The 13,763-nt window shown below is 69.7% G+C and carries 15 protein-coding genes; 4 read left to right on the top strand and 11 right to left on the bottom strand.

Features of this window, described 5'->3' with window-relative positions; genetic code table 11:
- Nucleotides 1-44: 44 nt before the first annotated feature.
- Nucleotides 45-1,424 (top strand): sensor histidine kinase, encoded by a 1,380-nt coding sequence (locus tag AC16DP_RS24020; RefSeq protein WP_329734701.1) that lies wholly within the window; start codon nucleotides 45-47, stop codon nucleotides 1,422-1,424.
- On the opposite strand, the gene AC16DP_RS24015 is transcribed toward AC16DP_RS24020, so the two are convergent.
- From AC16DP_RS24015 to AC16DP_RS23985, 7 genes are all read right to left on the bottom strand, one after another.
- Nucleotides 1,421-1,882 carry a hypothetical protein gene (locus AC16DP_RS24015; protein WP_329734700.1) on the bottom strand — a complete coding sequence of 154 codons (462 nt, stop codon included), beginning with the start codon at nucleotides 1,880-1,882 and terminating at the stop codon, nucleotides 1,421-1,423. The genes AC16DP_RS24020 and AC16DP_RS24015 overlap by 4 nt on opposite strands.
- Before the next feature lie 149 nt (nucleotides 1,883-2,031).
- Nucleotides 2,032-2,754, bottom strand: a complete 723-nt coding sequence (locus tag AC16DP_RS24010) for a hypothetical protein (RefSeq protein WP_329734699.1) — start codon at nucleotides 2,752-2,754, stop codon at nucleotides 2,032-2,034.
- Entirely contained in the window at nucleotides 2,751-4,103 is a 1,353-nt protein-coding gene (locus tag AC16DP_RS24005; protein ID WP_329734698.1) for a sensor histidine kinase, read from the bottom strand. The genes AC16DP_RS24010 and AC16DP_RS24005 overlap by 4 nt, the downstream gene beginning before the upstream one ends.
- On the bottom strand, nucleotides 4,100-4,414 hold the full coding sequence (locus tag AC16DP_RS24000; RefSeq protein ID WP_329734697.1) for a hypothetical protein: 315 nt from the start codon (nucleotides 4,412-4,414) through the stop codon (nucleotides 4,100-4,102). The genes AC16DP_RS24005 and AC16DP_RS24000 overlap by 4 nt, the downstream gene beginning before the upstream one ends.
- A gap of 77 nt (nucleotides 4,415-4,491) precedes the next feature.
- On the bottom strand, nucleotides 4,492-4,854 hold the full coding sequence (locus AC16DP_RS23995; protein ID WP_329734696.1) for a response regulator: 363 nt from the start codon (nucleotides 4,852-4,854) through the stop codon (nucleotides 4,492-4,494).
- Nucleotides 4,851-5,732, bottom strand: a complete 882-nt coding sequence (locus tag AC16DP_RS23990) for a Dyp-type peroxidase (protein WP_329734695.1) — start codon at nucleotides 5,730-5,732, stop codon at nucleotides 4,851-4,853. The genes AC16DP_RS23995 and AC16DP_RS23990 overlap by 4 nt, the downstream gene beginning before the upstream one ends.
- Before the next feature lie 148 nt (nucleotides 5,733-5,880).
- On the bottom strand, nucleotides 5,881-6,441 hold the full coding sequence (locus tag AC16DP_RS23985; protein ID WP_329734694.1) for a Uma2 family endonuclease: 561 nt from the start codon (nucleotides 6,439-6,441) through the stop codon (nucleotides 5,881-5,883).
- 180 nt (nucleotides 6,442-6,621) lie between these two features.
- On the opposite strand from AC16DP_RS23985, the gene AC16DP_RS23980 reads away from it, so the two are divergent.
- Both AC16DP_RS23980 and AC16DP_RS23975 read left to right on the top strand, forming a co-directional pair.
- Nucleotides 6,622-7,524, top strand: coding sequence for a halocarboxylic acid dehydrogenase DehI family protein (locus tag AC16DP_RS23980; protein ID WP_329734693.1), 903 nt, complete (start codon nucleotides 6,622-6,624; stop codon nucleotides 7,522-7,524).
- On the top strand, nucleotides 7,521-8,393 hold the full coding sequence (locus AC16DP_RS23975) for an alpha/beta fold hydrolase (protein WP_329734692.1): 873 nt from the start codon (nucleotides 7,521-7,523) through the stop codon (nucleotides 8,391-8,393). The genes AC16DP_RS23980 and AC16DP_RS23975 overlap by 4 nt, the downstream gene beginning before the upstream one ends.
- A gap of 244 nt (nucleotides 8,394-8,637) precedes the next feature.
- Here AC16DP_RS23975 and AC16DP_RS23970 read toward each other — a convergent pair whose 3' ends face one another.
- The 4 genes from AC16DP_RS23970 to AC16DP_RS23955 form a co-directional block, all read right to left on the bottom strand.
- Entirely contained in the window at nucleotides 8,638-9,351 is a 714-nt protein-coding gene (locus tag AC16DP_RS23970; protein WP_329734691.1) for a TRM11 family methyltransferase, read from the bottom strand.
- Nucleotides 9,352-9,368: 17 nt separating this feature from the next.
- Nucleotides 9,369-10,130 (bottom strand): SDR family oxidoreductase, encoded by a 762-nt coding sequence (locus AC16DP_RS23965; RefSeq protein ID WP_329734690.1) that lies wholly within the window; start codon nucleotides 10,128-10,130, stop codon nucleotides 9,369-9,371.
- A 79-nt stretch (nucleotides 10,131-10,209) separates the two neighbouring features.
- Nucleotides 10,210-11,067: a nucleotidyl transferase AbiEii/AbiGii toxin family protein gene (locus AC16DP_RS23960; RefSeq protein WP_329734689.1), complete on the bottom strand. Its 858-nt coding sequence runs from the start codon at nucleotides 11,065-11,067 to the stop codon at nucleotides 10,210-10,212.
- On the bottom strand, nucleotides 11,057-12,082 hold the full coding sequence (locus AC16DP_RS23955) for a helix-turn-helix domain-containing protein (RefSeq protein ID WP_329734740.1): 1,026 nt from the start codon (nucleotides 12,080-12,082) through the stop codon (nucleotides 11,057-11,059). Before AC16DP_RS23955 ends, AC16DP_RS23960 begins: the two co-directional genes overlap by 11 nt.
- A gap of 255 nt (nucleotides 12,083-12,337) precedes the next feature.
- Here AC16DP_RS23955 and AC16DP_RS23950 point away from each other — a divergent pair, with 255 nt between their 5' ends.
- Complete coding sequence (locus tag AC16DP_RS23950; RefSeq protein ID WP_329734688.1) at nucleotides 12,338-13,663, top strand: DUF4032 domain-containing protein; 1,326 nt, start codon at nucleotides 12,338-12,340, stop codon at nucleotides 13,661-13,663.
- Nucleotides 13,664-13,763: the final 100 nt, after the last annotated feature.

Raw genomic sequence — 13,763 nt, 5'->3', positions numbered from 1 at the left:
GCTGGCATGTCTGCTACAGTGTGGGGGGACCGCTTGGAGGAGGTATGCGTTCACCCGAGAAGGGCCAGGAGCCCGGGACGGCGGCGGGCCGGATACGTGCGCGGTTGGACTGGTTCGTGCTCGGACTGGTGGTGGCCGCCCACGTGATGGCGGTGGTGTCCATCTGGGGCCAGTGGGAGCGCATCGGCATCATCACCGCCATGTTCCTGGGGGTGGCCTGCATCAACTTCGTCATCGCGCGGCGGTTTCCGCCCGAGCGGACGCGGACGGCCGAGGCCCTGCGGATGACGTTCAACCTGCTCGTCTCCATGCCCATCTACGGCCACTTCACCGGGTGGGTGCTTCCGGTGTGGATCCACCTGCCGCTCAACAGCCTGTGGGTGGGGGGGTTCATCGACACGCAGGCGCGGGTGCGGTTGCTGGTGTTGCTCTCGGCGGTGGTGGGCTTCGCGCTGTTCGAGGGGTGTCCGCCGGCCCTGCCGCTCACCTTCTTCGTGCTGTCGGTGGTGCTCGCGGGCATCTCGGAGGCGCGCATCCACCTCAACCAGCTCACCATGAAGGATTTGGAGCAGCGCAACCAGGAGCTGGCCCGGGCGCTGGCGGAGCTGGACCTGGTGCACCGGCGGGCCCGGGAGCAGGAGCGGCTGAGCAGCCTGGGCATGCTGGCGGCGGGCATCGCGCACGAAATCAACAACCCGATGAGTTACGTGAAGAGCAACATCCACACGCTCCATCAGGAGATGAAGGACCAGAAGGAGCTGCCCGGGCCGTTGCGCGAGTACGTGACGGAGGTGTTGCCGCAGACGTTGGATGGCATCAAGCGGGTGTGCTCCATCGTGGCGGACCTGAGGCGCTTCGCGCGGGGAGACCCCGAGGCGCTCGTCGAGTACGACCTGAACGAGGAGGTGCGGGCGGCGCTGCGCATCACCCGGAGCCGGGTGCTGCCGGAGTGCGACGTGGTGATTGAGTTGGGCGAGCTGCTGCCGATGCTGGGGCACCCGCGGCAGATTTCGCAGGTGGTGGTGAACCTGCTCATCAACGCGGCGCAGGCGATGAAGGGGCGGGGCACGGTGTTCGTGTCCACGAGGCCGGACGGCGAGGACGACGTGGTGTTGACGGTGAGGGACACCGGGGTGGGGATGGCGCCGGAGGTGGTGGCCAACCTCTTCCAGCCCTTCTTCACGACGAGGGCGGCGGGAGAGGGGACGGGGATGGGGCTGGCGGTGGTGCACGGCATCATCACGGCGCATGGGGGGCGCATCCGGGTGGAGAGCCAGCCGGGGGAGGGGAGCACCTTCACGGTGCGGTTGCCCCGGGTGCCGCCGATGAAGTTCATCGCCGCGCAGGAGGTGCCCGAGCCGCCGGGCGCCTCGACGATCCACGTGTTCCAGGGGCCGCTCGCGCGCGGGCAGCGCGAGGGCTAGGTGGGGAAGCCGGCCGCGTCCTCTGGAGAGGTGTACTGCTGGGGAGGGACGGGGAGGGGGCGGTGCTTCCAGAGGCGCGCGGCGGCCACGCCCCAGCCGGTGACGAGGAGGCCCTCGGCGACGGCGTCCAGCAGGTACACGGGCGAGATGCGCTGGGGCGAGTAGAGGAGGTCCACGGCCGCGAGCGAGGCGGCGCTGCCGGCGGCGAGGGACATGAGCTCGGGGTGGACGCGGCGGCGCAGGCCGGCGGCCAGCAGGGTGCCGCCGACGACGGCGATGAGCGCGCCCACGGTCTTCACCCACCAGCCCTCGAGCTTGGGGCCGGTGACGGCCTCGAAGCTGCGCAGGTGGACGATGGGCCACAGGCCGGTGGCGAGGTAGAAGACGCCCTGGGTGACGGCCAGTCCCGAGGCCATTGGCTCGGCGTGCTCGGACTCGAGTTGCTCGACTGCCTCCATGTGCTCCTCCGGTGCTCTGAAGGAGGAAGATGGGGATGGCGGGAGACAGACGCTCGCCCGTCCGCTGTGCATCCGAGACAGTGAGCCCTGGAGAGAATGAGCCCTACTCCGTCACTCCTCCCTCGCCCTCGGGGCGAGGGGAAATGGGCTCAAGACGGAAGAAGGCCCTCCACCGTGCGCAGGGCCGCGTCCAGGCTCGCGAGGCCCTCGCGGCGCACGGTGTCCATCGCTTGCCTGGCCCACGCCACCACCTCGTGCCGGTCCTCCTCGGGCATGCCGTGGAAGCGCCAGTCCCCCGAGCGGACGTCCTCGGCCACGTGCGCCGCCACGCCCAGGCTCCTCCCCACCTCCACCGCCCGCCCGGCCCGCGCCGTGCCCTCCCACAGCACCCGCAGGTAGAGCGCCCACTGTTGTCCGGAGATGCCCTCGGCCACCTGTTTGAAGCGCGACGCCGTCCACGCCGCCGTGCGCACCTCGAGCACCTGCAGGCCCGCGGCCGTCACCATGTCCCCGGCGGCCTCGGCCAGCACGGGCGCGGAGAGCTCCGCCCGGGCCAGCGTGGCGAAGCACAGCGACTGCAGGACGAACTGCGCTCCGGGCCCCACCCGCTGGGGCGCCTCCAGGTACGCGCACTCGCCATCCGCCAGGTCATCCGCGAGGTTCGCCGCGCAGGAGCAGAAGAAGAGCCCCGCCGCGCGCCGCAGCAGCACCTCGCGCCCGAGCCCCACCTCGGCCCCCGCCGCGTACAGCAGCGCCAGGGGCCCGGGCCGGCCCGCCTCCATCGCCGCCAGCACCTGCCGCTCGGCCTCTTCCGGGAGCCCGTGCCGGCGCAGCGCGCGCAGGGCCTCCTGGAAGATGGCGCCCGCGCTCATCCCAATTCCCGCGGGAGCAGGATGCGCAGCTGCGCTCCTCCGGTGGGCCGGTTGTGGCGCTCCAGGATGCCGCCACTCGCGCGGATGAGACACTCGGAGGTGTACAGGCCCAGCCCCGTGCCGTTCGGCTTGGTGGTGGACAGCCCCTCGATGGGCGCCTTCAGCCTCTCCGCGGGGAAGCCCGGCCCATCATCGGCGATGAGCAGCTCCAGCCGGCCGCTGTACGGCTCGGAGCGCGCGAGGATGTCCACCTTCGCGGCGCCCTGCTGGCCATTGCCCTCGCACGCGTTGAGCACCAGGTTCTCCACCACCCGGCGCAGCGTGGTGGCGCCCCCGCGCAGCAGCGCGTGCGTGGCCTGGTCCTCCACCTTCACGTGGATGTCCACGTCCGGGAAGCGCCAGCCGAGGCTCGAGCGCACCGACTCCAGCACCGGCACCAGGTGCACGTTCTCCGGCTCGTGGCTCACCGAGCGCCGCCCCTTCTGGCGGATCTCGATGACCATCTCCCGGATGCGCGCCAGGCCCTCGTTGACCTCGCGCACCAGCTCCTCGAACTCGGCGCGCGGCAGGGCGTTGCGCTGCACGCCCATGACCGAGAGCATGTCCGCCGCGGCGCTCACGCTCATCAACGTGTTGTTGATGTCGTGGTTGTACCCGAGAATCTGCACCAGGGCCTGGGACAGTCGGCCCACGTCGCGCTCCTGCTGCTCCAGCATCTGCGCCTGCACGGCGGCGCGCAGCTGCTCGGCCTCGGCGCGGGCCAGGTCGTGCTGCAGGGCGAAGGTGCCCGTGTACAGCTCGAGGAGCACGGCCAGCGGCCCCATGACGGCGAAGAGGGCCACGTGCTGCTCGGTGCGCGACAGCAGCGCCGCCAGCCCCAGCGCCACCGCCGAGCCCAGCGCGAGGAAGGGCTGCGAGGGCGCCACGCGGTGGAGCCGGCCGTGGTAGCCGGTGGTGAAGAGCAGCACCGCGCCGAACACCATGGCCCCCGGCATCTTCGCCAGGGCCATCAGCGCGGCCAGGTAGAACTGCAGGGCGCCCGTCCCCGCCACCAGGTACAGCCAGCCCCACCACTCCAGGCGCTGGCGGCCCCGGTGCAGCAGCGCGAAGACGATGCCCAGCACCAGACTCGGTGCCAGGCACGCCAGCGCCTTGGCGAAGGGCAGGTCGAAGAAGCTCTGGGCCCCGGGAGCCCACACCGCGAGCGCCAGCACCGCTGGGATGACCAGGGCGGAGCTCAACCACGCCTGCAGCGACGAGGCGGCCAGCACCTCCTGGGGGTCCTGCGAGCGCACCCAGCGCTTGAAGGAGTCGTGGACGAGTCGGCGCCAGCGGGGCAGAGGGCTCATAAGGTCGCGGTCAGATAGAAGCCCGCCGCCTTGTTGATGGCGTTGGCTTCCCGGCCCACCTGTTCCACGCGGCGCTTGAGCTCATGGAAGATGTCCGGGTTGCCCCGGTGCACCACCTTCACCTCCACCGTGCCGCCGGCCAGCACCTGGTGGATGGCCTCGAGGATGGGCATCACCTCGGGGCTGATCTCCAACGCGCCGTCGGGTCCTTCCACGGCGCCGAGCTCCTGGATGCGCATCAAGTACTCGCTGAGCGACGAAGCCACGTTCAATCCCACCACACGGGGCCCACGGATGTCGTTGTAGCTCATGACAGCATTGCCTCCGCCGGCCCAGGGAGCCGGACTGTTGTCTGTTTGATTCGGGGGGTCGTCGTCGGGGGGGAGGGTCATGAGCGTGTCGGTTGAGGGGTGGACAGCAGGGCCTCCAGCTCGCGGCGGCCGAAGGGCTTGGGCAGGAACCATTGGAGGCCGGGCTGCTCGATGAAGTCGGGAGGGCAGTGCGTGCCGGAGATGAGGACGCGGCGCGCCTGGGGGACCTGGGCCGCGGCCCAGCGCAGGAAGCCGGTGCCCGTCTCGCCCGCGTCCAGGTGCTGCGCGGCGAGGATGATGTCCACGGCCGGCTCCGCCTCGAGGGTGGCGCGGGCCTGGGCGGCGGAGGTGGGCCGGAGCACGTCATGGCCGAGCACCCGCAGGGTGCGCTCCAGTCCGCGGGACACCCGGTCATCCCCGTCCAGGACGAGCACCTTCATGGGGGCGTCTCCCGCTGGGAGGAGGAGGCGTCGAACCAGTTGGTGGGGGGCGCCAGGTAGAGGCCGCCGCTCACGGCCCGGGCGTAGCGGAGCAGGGCGTCCGGAGTCTGGCCGCCCACGCCGAGCAGCGCGTCCAGCGAGCGCTCGTAGTACTGCGGATCCGCCGAGGCGGAGACGAAGGCGAGGCCCTCCTCGCCCGTGTGGCGGAAGGGGAAGCCGCGGCGGATGAGGAGCTGATTCTCCCCGGCGCCGGAGGCGCGCGCGCGGTGGAGGTGGGCCTCGGCGGGAGCGTCCGGGACGAGCTCTCCGTCGGGGGTGCGGCCCACCACGCGCTCCCGGGCCTGGGGCTTGAGGCGGCCGAAGCGCTCCAGGTCCTGCAGGAAGCGCAGGTAGAGCAGCCAGGAAGCGCCGGCCAGGGGCCCCGAGGGCACGAGGGCAGCGCGGCGCACCTGCTCGCGGGTGGGGCGCAGCAGACCGTCGCGGAAACCGAAGGCGTCACGGCCCTCGCCGATGCGGCCGCCGAGCACCTCTTCTTCCAGGTACAGCACCGCCTGGGAGAGGGCGAGCACGCGGCGCAGGGCCCACAGCAGCAGCTCGCGGCCGTTGGCGCTCACCTGGACGAGCACGTGGGACTGGGTGGAGGGGAAGCGCGCGGTGGGGCCCTCGCGGGGCAGGAGCGCGGAGGCGGCGGGAGCGCCGGGGAGCAGCGAGGGTTGGAGGCCGAGCACCGTGTGCAGACCCCCGGCGGCGCTCAGCTCGGTGTAGAGCGCGCGGACCGTCTCCCGCAGCTGCGGGAGGGCCTCGTTGCGGCTGAGCCGGAGAACGGCAATGGCACTGAACGCGCCAGGCGCGTGAAAGAGCCCTTCTTGTGGCCGCATCTCTGTATCCCCCCACCCTCGCACCGATGCTCCGGCACGGAGGGTTGTGTGCGCGGAGGATTGGAGGCCGCCGCGCATGGACAAGGAGAACCCATGGGGTCGCGTGATGTCAAAGGGGGGGTGGAAGGAATGTCATCTCCGCGTCGTCTCACTTCCTCCAAAGGACGGATAGCTCCCATTCGAGTGCCTCGAAGGGCTCGGCGCGAACGCGGGCGGGGCCCGAGTGGGGCGTCATCGGGAGGTAGTGGGTTCCCGCTAGCCGGAACACCTCCAGCGTGCGTGTGTCCGGGTCCACCCACCACACATGCCGCACGCCCTCGCGCGCGTACACCGGCAGCTTCGCCTTGCGGTCCAGCACCCACGTGGAGGGAGAGAGCACCTCGCATACCCAATCTGGAGCGAGCGTGACGGCCGCCGTGTCTGGAATCTGGGGCATCCGTTCATGCCGCCAGCCCGCGATGTCTGGCACCAGAACGTCCTCTCCCAGGTGCAGCTCGGGCTCGAAGAACAGTCGCCAACCTCCAGGCCCGTTCCGCCCTCTATGGAAGGGTCCGAACAGCTCACCCACCAGCTCTGCTTTGGCCATTGCATACAGAGGCGCGGGCCGGGGACTGACATACAGTTCTCCATGAATGAGCTCTCCGACGACGTGCGCCGGGAGCGCCTCCAGGTCCGCGTAGCTCGCCTTGCGCTGTTGGCTTCCGCTCATGTCCGGAGTCTATGTCCTACTTTTGAAATAGGGTAGCCTTACCCCTCGGGACAGGTCATCCGGGTTTCCAGGAGCCGGGCCCCTACCCATCGTCCGCCCCTTCGTGGGGCAACCATGCGGACGTGCTCGGCTGCCGGCTCTGGAAGCACCGTCCATCTTCCGACCGGAGGAGGCGCGTCCATGGCGAGTCCCGGGCAGGTGAGCGAGCACGAGGCGCAAGGCGAGGTGGAGCGGGTCCTCCACGAGATGAGACAGACGCTGCGGGTGACGGGGCTGGATGTGACGGTGCGCACGTGGGCGGGCTTCGAGCGCTTCCTGGTGGCGATGTGGGAGGCGATGGGGCCGAACACGGAGACGCGGGCGTTCGAGTCGGCGGCGGACGAGGTGAGGGCGCGGGCGGTGGAGGCCGCCGAGCGTCTGGGCCGTCTGGGCGCGTGGGAGGCGGCGATGCTGGGCGAGAGCCAGCGCTACCACGTGCGAGGGGCGCTGGAGCTGTACCACTACCTCAACCCGAAGATGCTGGTGTTCACCTCGGCGGTGAAGCTGGCCCTGCAGGACGAGCGCGTGGGGACGCTCCAGCCGCTGGGGAGCGCGGAGCGGGTGGCGCGGGGGGCTCCGGCGCGGATGATGGCCATGGAGACGGTGGAGGAGCGGCCGGACGATGCGCGGCTGCGCGGACTCTTCGAGGACATCGAGGAGACGGTGGGGCCGCCCGCGTTGCCGGGAGAGTTCCGGGGCCTGGCGCTGTGGCCCGGATACCTGGAAGCGGCGTGGGAGCGGCTGAAGCCGCGGATGAGGACGGAGGAGTGGGCGCGAGCCTGTGACGCGCTGTTGGAGACGTCGCGGCGGCTGGCGAGGCAACTGCCCTACGAGGTGGCGCTGTCGAAGGAGCGGCTGGAGGTGCTGCGCGAGGACGCGGAGCTCATCCAGCGGGTGACGGTGCAGAGCGAGTGGCGGCTGCCGGTGCTGGTGCTCGGGATGGCGACGCTGGTGGGCGACGTGAGCGACCTCGAGCGGCGGTTGCCCTTCCCGGGGGAGGCGCGGCTGGTGCCGGACTTCGTGGTGGGGGAGGAGCTGCGATGAACTGGCGCGAGTACCAGGCGGAGCAGCGGGTGGTGGAGCTGGGCCACCGCTTCATCAGCTACGTGGACGCGGGGCGGGGCGAGCCGCTGGTGCTGCTGCATGGCATTCCCACGTGGGGCTTCCTGTGGAGCGGGCTGCTGCCGGCGCTGTCGCTGACGCACCGGGTGCTGATTCCGGACCTGCTGGGGTACGGGTACTCGGACCGGCGCGAGGGCTTCGACCGCTCCATCGCGCGGCAGGCCGAGGCGCTGGATGCGTGGATGGACCGGCTGGGCGTGCGGGACGCGGTGGTGGTGGGGCACGACATCGGCGGAGGCATCGCGCAACACCTGGCCATCCGCTTCCCGCGGCGCGTGTCCCGGCTGTGCCTGATGAACAGCATCTGCTTCGACTCGTGGCCCATCGAGATGATGGTGCAGCTGGGACACCCGGCGGTGGTGAAGCGGCTGTCGGCGCGGGCGCTGCAACGGATGTTGAGGCTGGCGCTGAAGCGGACGGGCTTCGCCACGGCTCCGCCGGACGGAGTGTTGGACGGGCTGCTGGCGCCGTACGCGACGGAGGTGGGAAAGACATCCCTGGTGCGCGACGCGGCGGCGCTGGACACCAACCAGACGCAGGAGCTGGTGCCGAGGCTGCCGCACATGGGCGTGCCCACGCGAATCATCTGGGGCGTGGAGGACACCTTCCAGCCGGTGAAGTGGGGCGAGCGGCTCGCGTGGGAGATTCCGGGCGCGAGGCTCGTGCGGGTGGAGCACGCGAGGCATTTCCTCATGTGGGATCAGCCGCACGCGGTGATGACGGCGCTCTACGGATTCCTGGGGGTGGAGGAGCGGCCCCGGCTGGAGGGCCTTCAGGGCTCGTCGAGCTGAGCGTAGGCGGCCGCGTCCAGCCAAGGGAGCTTGCAGCCCTGCTCCGAGAGTTCCAGGGGGAAAGAAAGAGAAGACCATCCTGGCGAAGGAGACGGAGGAACGGAGGCGTCAGTTCGCCGTCGATGTCGCCCACGTCAGCAGGCTCAAGATGTCGCATGGTGCGGCGAACAAGCAGGCTGCCATCCAGGATGAACAAGCTGCCGGGCCGAGGGCTCCCGACCTCCGCGCTGGGATGAGCCCCGGCTCATTCGTCCCCGTCACCACCCTCGGGCTCCGGACCTTCCGAGGGCTCCGAGTCTCCAATCGGCATCTGGAGCGCCCGTGCCTTCTTCGCGCGTTTGCGGCTGAGCTCGACGCCCACGGCATCGAGTCCCAGCCAGTTGGCCACCGCGAGCACGGAGCCATGGCCGCAGAAGGGGTCCACGATGGTGCGCGTGGGCGTGTTCTCCAGCACGTACCGGCAGGCCACGAGGCACGCCTGCACGCCCATGCCCCGGGTCCAGGTGACTTCGCCCGCCTGGGGGAGCACATCGGCGGTGGACTTCGAGAGGTCCGCGTGGAGTCCTCGCGAGAAGCACAGCATGTGCGAGTACGCGGGCCTCCCGAAGGTGGTGCTCCCGGGCGGAGTGCGGCAGACGACCTTGTGCCAGAGCAGCGAGTGCCCCAGCTGCTCGGCGGCCTTCTGCACGAGGTATCCCTTGTCGACCCAGGTCCCGTCCTTCTTGATGTCGGTCTGGTAGAAGATGGTGACGCCGTCGTCGGGGCAGCGCGAGAGCACGAGCGACGCGGTGCGGACGAACCACTCCTTCCACTCGGCGAGCGACAGGGAAGGGAACTCGGACACGTCGGGCATCGAGGTGATGAGCGAGCACCCGGCGAGCACGCCCTGGCCCTCCAGCCACGCCAGGGCATCCGCGCAGTGGACCGTCCTCTTTCCCTGTGAAGGTGCCTGCTCCACGCGATGGCTCCCGGAGCTCAGCGGCGCTTGATGTTGAAGGGGCCGAAGCCCTGGTCGGCGGGCATGACCTCGACGACGTTGATGTTCACGCGCGCGGGGCGGGTGACGGCCCAGAGCATGATGTCGGCGATGTCGCCCGCGGTGAGGGCCTCCATACCCTCGTAGGTCTTGCGGGCGCGCTGGGCATCGCCCTTGAAGCGCACGAGCGAGAAGTCGGTCTCGACCATGCCGGGCTGGATGTCGGTGACGCGCACGCGGGTGCCCACGAGGTCGGCCTTCAGGTTCTCGGAGAACTGGTGCACGAAGGCCTTGGTGGCGCCGTAGACGTTGCCACCGGGGTAGGGGTAGGTGGCGGCCACCGAGCCGAGGTTCACCACGTGCCCGCGGTTGCGCTTCACCATGCCGGGCAGCAGGGCGCGCGTCACGTAGACGACCCCCTTGCAGTTGGTGTCGATCATCGTCTCCCAGTCATCGAGCGACGCCTCGTGGGCGGGCTCGAGGCCGAGGCCGAGGCCGGCGTTGTTGACGAGGATGTCCACGTCGGAGAACCCGGCGGGGAGCGAGGAGAGCGAGGCCTCGACATCCTGGCGCGAGCGGACGTCGAGGACGAGGGGGTGGGCGGGGTTGGGGAGCTTCGCCGCGAGGGCCTCGAGCCGGTCACCGCGGCGGCCCGCGAGCACGAGCCTGGCGCCCGCCTGGGAGAGGGCGATCGCGCAGGCCTCGCCGATTCCCGCGCTGGCGCCGGTGACGAGAGCCGTCCATCCTTGAAGGGTTTGCATGGGGCGCGGATTCTAATGGGCCGCCGGAGGAGTGCACGCCACGTTCCATCATGTTTCATGATGGAGGGCAGCGCGTCCGCTACGGCCTGCTCAGTTGCTCGAGAAGGAGCTTGATGGCGCCGACGGCACGGCGAGCGAGTTGGTCGGGGTCTACTCCCCCTCCACCCATGAAACGTGCGTACTTCCTTGCCCCAGCGGAATCGAGGTTCTCGAACTCCCGCTTCAGGGTGACCAGGGCCGCCTGGAAGATGGGATCGTTGAAGACGACACTCGCGCGGATGTCGGGAGCCAACGCGGCCTGACCTCCCGGCCAGGACTCCACGAGCCAGATGATGTCGTAGGCGTCCTTGTTCTTGTTGCGCCGCTGGAGCGCATCGGCCTTCGTGGCCAGATAGGCTGCGGGTCCGGCCACATTCAGCGGCTGGTGTGTCTTTCCTCCTCCTCCCGGCAGGAGGACCTCGACCACCACTTCCCGGAAGTCCTTGTCGACCAGTCCTCCGGTCGCGAGGACCATCGCCGACAGTCTTCCACCCACGACCCCGCCGGGACGATGCAGCTGCCCAGGTTTGCGTTCCGGAACTGGGGGACAGAAGAACTCGACGGTCAGCGGCAGGGCGACGCCTCCTTGCCAGCGCCAGCTCTCACCGTTCAGCATCTTGAAGCTCGCGCCTTTGAGGCACGTCTCCAGGCGCTCGTAGTTGCCGACTTCGCCTTCGATGAGCGCCACGCGCAGGCAGAGGTCGAGGTCCTGGGTGCCGATATGCGGCTCGAAGCCGGGCTCGAGCGTTGGCACGAGCAGGGAGGGGGCGAGTCCTCCCACGATGACGACATGTGCTCCCGCGAAGCTGAACGCGCGCACGACGCGTGCGGCCTCTCCCAGCAGCTGCGATAGGACCGCCGGGTTGTATTCGTCGAGATGACCCCCCTCAATAGCCAAGCACCACCTCACGGAATTGCCGGGCGATGTCGTCGCCGCGGCGTTCGGAGCGCGCGTCCAGATAGATGCGAATCGCGGGCGCCACCTGGATGCCGTTCTTCGTTTCCGTACGCCAGCAACCCACCTTGCCGGTGTCATGCAGCAAGGCGAGGTTCGCGCCACGATCGGTGATTTCCGCTCCGAGCTCCTGGGCGGCCTGCTCCAGGCGGATCTCCGGGGAGATGCGGACGAGGGATATCGGAACGTGGGTCGGGCCCACCCCGTACAAGCTCGTCGCGGCGGCTCCCGTGAGCGCGTGCGGGATTCCCGCTTGTGTGAGCCTCGTGCTCATCCGCGACCAGAGTTCCTCGGGCCGGCGCGCGTAGAGTGCCACATCGAGTGAAGGCTCCCAGCGGGTGGCGCTGGGTTGTTGCTCGAGCCAGTCGAGGAGCTCCGTCCGCTCCCTCACGACACGCCGCTTGGCGGGCCCCTTGCCGAAGGCGCGCACCAATCCCAGCTGCTCGAGCTGCTCGAGCAACTTGTGCGCCTGCCCCAGGGAGACGGCTGACAGCTGCGCGAGTTGGGAGACGGAAATGGGCTCCTGCTGTTCCAGCAGCACCTGGAGGGCTCTGACCCCATGGACGCCCACTCCGCTCTTCCCGCGCTTCTTGACGAGCGGCGCCGGGGGTTCATCCAGGTGGACGAGCACTCCTGTTGCCACCAGATGGCAATGGCCCTTGGAGTCCAGGTAGCTGGCATTCCGCTCGGCGAGCGACCGCCGGATGGTTTGACTGAGCAACGGGCTCGCGATGACCGGGATGCCGTGCGTTGCCTCATCCGCTTCCCACGCGCGCACGCTGTGCAGCAGAAAGTCGATGTGCTCCACGCGGAATGACGCTGGAACGTCCACGAATCGAAGGCGGATGACGCGGCCACCCAGCTTCAACACCGCCTTGTCAGAGCTCCGGACATGAAGCCAGGGCTGGGGCTGTAGCCAGCGGGCAAGTCGGGTGGGAAGGTGGATCTCAGCGGTCATCTTCACTCAGGAGCCTCCTTCGGTGAGAAGTGAAAATCAAGCCCAGGTGAAAAAGGGGCCCCGTCGGATTCTCTACCTCATGTCCTGAGGAGGTCTCGTGAGTTCAATGGTTTGAGAGATCCATTTTCACCAGGGAGGTTTTTTCACTCGAAGAGGAAGATGCTCCCTGGGTGAAAGCCTGAAAAGCCCTCGTTGTCCTCCTCTGCATCCATGGTGTCCCCCTCCGGCTGGCGCGCTGGCGCTAGGATTGCCGGCATGACGCCACTTCGCGGGCTCAACGCGCTGCACCTGCACCAGGGCCACCCGGACTTCCTGGACCTGCCGTGGCACCTGCCCCTGGAGGAGTGGCGCCCGGAGGTGTGCTCCCGGCTCGTCGAGGTCCCCCGTGGCCTCTCCCGGCACACGGTCGTCTTCGTCAGCTACGGCGCTCACATCTACGCGCTCAAGGAGCTGCCCGTGTCCGTGGGACAGCGCGAGTACGACGTGCTGCGCGGACTCGAGGAGCGCCACCTGCCCGCGGTGATGGTGGTGGGACTCGCCCGGGTGCGCGCCCTGGGCGAGCCCGGTGACGAGGTGGCCGTCCTCCTCACGCAATACCTGCCCTCGTCGCTGCCCTACCGCGTGCTCTTCATGAACAAGGGCCTGGAGCGCTACCGCGAGCGCCTGCTGGACTCCATGGCCAGCCTGCTCGTGCGGCTGCACCTCGGTGGCTTCTTCTGGGGCGACTGCTCCCTGTCCAACGTCCTCTTCCGCCGCGACGCGGGCGAGCTCCAGGCCTACGCGGTGGACGCGGAGACCTCGGAGCTGCACCCCAAGCTCTCCGACGGCCAGCGCGAGTTGGACCTGCTCATCATGGAGGAGAACATCACCGGAGGGCTCGCGGACCTCGCGGCGATGGTGGAGCTGCCCGCGACGCTCGACGTCTACGAGACGGCCCCGAGCATCCGCCAGCGCTACGAGCGGTTGTGGGCGGAGATCAACAAGGAGCTCACCATCACCCCCGGCGAGAGCTACCGCATCCACGAGCGGATCCGCGCGCTCAACGAGCTGGGCTTCTCGGTGGGCGAGGTGGACCTGGTGGCCAGCGGCGACGGCAGCCAGCTGCGCATGCGGACCATCGTGACGGACCGCGAGTACCACCGGCACCAGCTCCACAATCTGACGGGGCTGGTGGCCGAGGAGCGGCAGGCGGCGTTGCTGCTCAACGAAATCCGCGAGCTGAAGGCCACGCTCACCCGCGAGGTGAACCGGAGCGTGCCCCTGAGCGTGGCGGCGTTCCGCTGGCTCGACGAGCGCTTCCGGCCGACGTTGGGCCAGCTGGAGCGGGAGCTCGGGCCGGCGGCGGACGAGGCCGAGCTCTACTGCCAGGTGCTGGAGCACAAGTGGTTCCTGTCCGAGCGGGCGAAGCGGGACGTGGGCCTGGAGGTGGCGGTGAAGGGGTACGTGGCGCTGCGCCGCGAGCAGCCCGCCCTCGCGCTCCTGCGCTCCGCGAGCGCCCCGTTGCCCGTCGTGGAGGCCAGCGCCGAGGCGTCCCCGTCCGCCGCGCCGGAGGCTCCCACGGCCCTGTCGGCACGGGACTGAGCCCTCGCGGAAAACCCAGACCTCCGCCGCTGGCCGCCATGCCGTTTCGCGGGGTCCTGGCTGGAAACACCACGGGGCGCGGCCCCGGAAGGCACCGCGC

The organism is Archangium sp. (assembly GCF_057119385.1).
The sequence above is the reverse complement of the archived record's forward strand: the minus strand, read 5'-3'. Positions and strand labels throughout refer to the sequence as shown.

Coding starts and splice junctions, on each gene's coding strand:
- AC16DP_RS24020 (WP_329734701.1), top strand. CDS start 45: ATGCGTTCACCCGAGAAGGGCCAGGAGCCCGGGACGGCGGCGGGCCGG.
- AC16DP_RS24015 (WP_329734700.1), bottom strand. CDS start 1,882: ATGGAGGCAGTCGAGCAACTCGAGTCCGAGCACGCCGAGCCAATGGCC.
- AC16DP_RS24010 (WP_329734699.1), bottom strand. CDS start 2,754: ATGAGCGCGGGCGCCATCTTCCAGGAGGCCCTGCGCGCGCTGCGCCGG.
- AC16DP_RS24005 (WP_329734698.1), bottom strand. CDS start 4,103: ATGAGCCCTCTGCCCCGCTGGCGCCGACTCGTCCACGACTCCTTCAAG.
- AC16DP_RS24000 (WP_329734697.1), bottom strand. CDS start 4,414: ATGAGCTACAACGACATCCGTGGGCCCCGTGTGGTGGGATTGAACGTG.
- AC16DP_RS23995 (WP_329734696.1), bottom strand. CDS start 4,854: ATGAAGGTGCTCGTCCTGGACGGGGATGACCGGGTGTCCCGCGGACTG.
- AC16DP_RS23990 (WP_329734695.1), bottom strand. CDS start 5,732: ATGCGGCCACAAGAAGGGCTCTTTCACGCGCCTGGCGCGTTCAGTGCC.
- AC16DP_RS23985 (WP_329734694.1), bottom strand. CDS start 6,441: ATGAGCGGAAGCCAACAGCGCAAGGCGAGCTACGCGGACCTGGAGGCG.
- AC16DP_RS23980 (WP_329734693.1), top strand. CDS start 6,622: ATGGCGAGTCCCGGGCAGGTGAGCGAGCACGAGGCGCAAGGCGAGGTG.
- AC16DP_RS23975 (WP_329734692.1), top strand. CDS start 7,521: ATGAACTGGCGCGAGTACCAGGCGGAGCAGCGGGTGGTGGAGCTGGGC.
- AC16DP_RS23965 (WP_329734690.1), bottom strand. CDS start 10,130: ATGCAAACCCTTCAAGGATGGACGGCTCTCGTCACCGGCGCCAGCGCG.
- AC16DP_RS23955 (WP_329734740.1), bottom strand. CDS start 12,082: ATGACCGCTGAGATCCACCTTCCCACCCGACTTGCCCGCTGGCTACAG.
- AC16DP_RS23950 (WP_329734688.1), top strand. CDS start 12,338: ATGACGCCACTTCGCGGGCTCAACGCGCTGCACCTGCACCAGGGCCAC.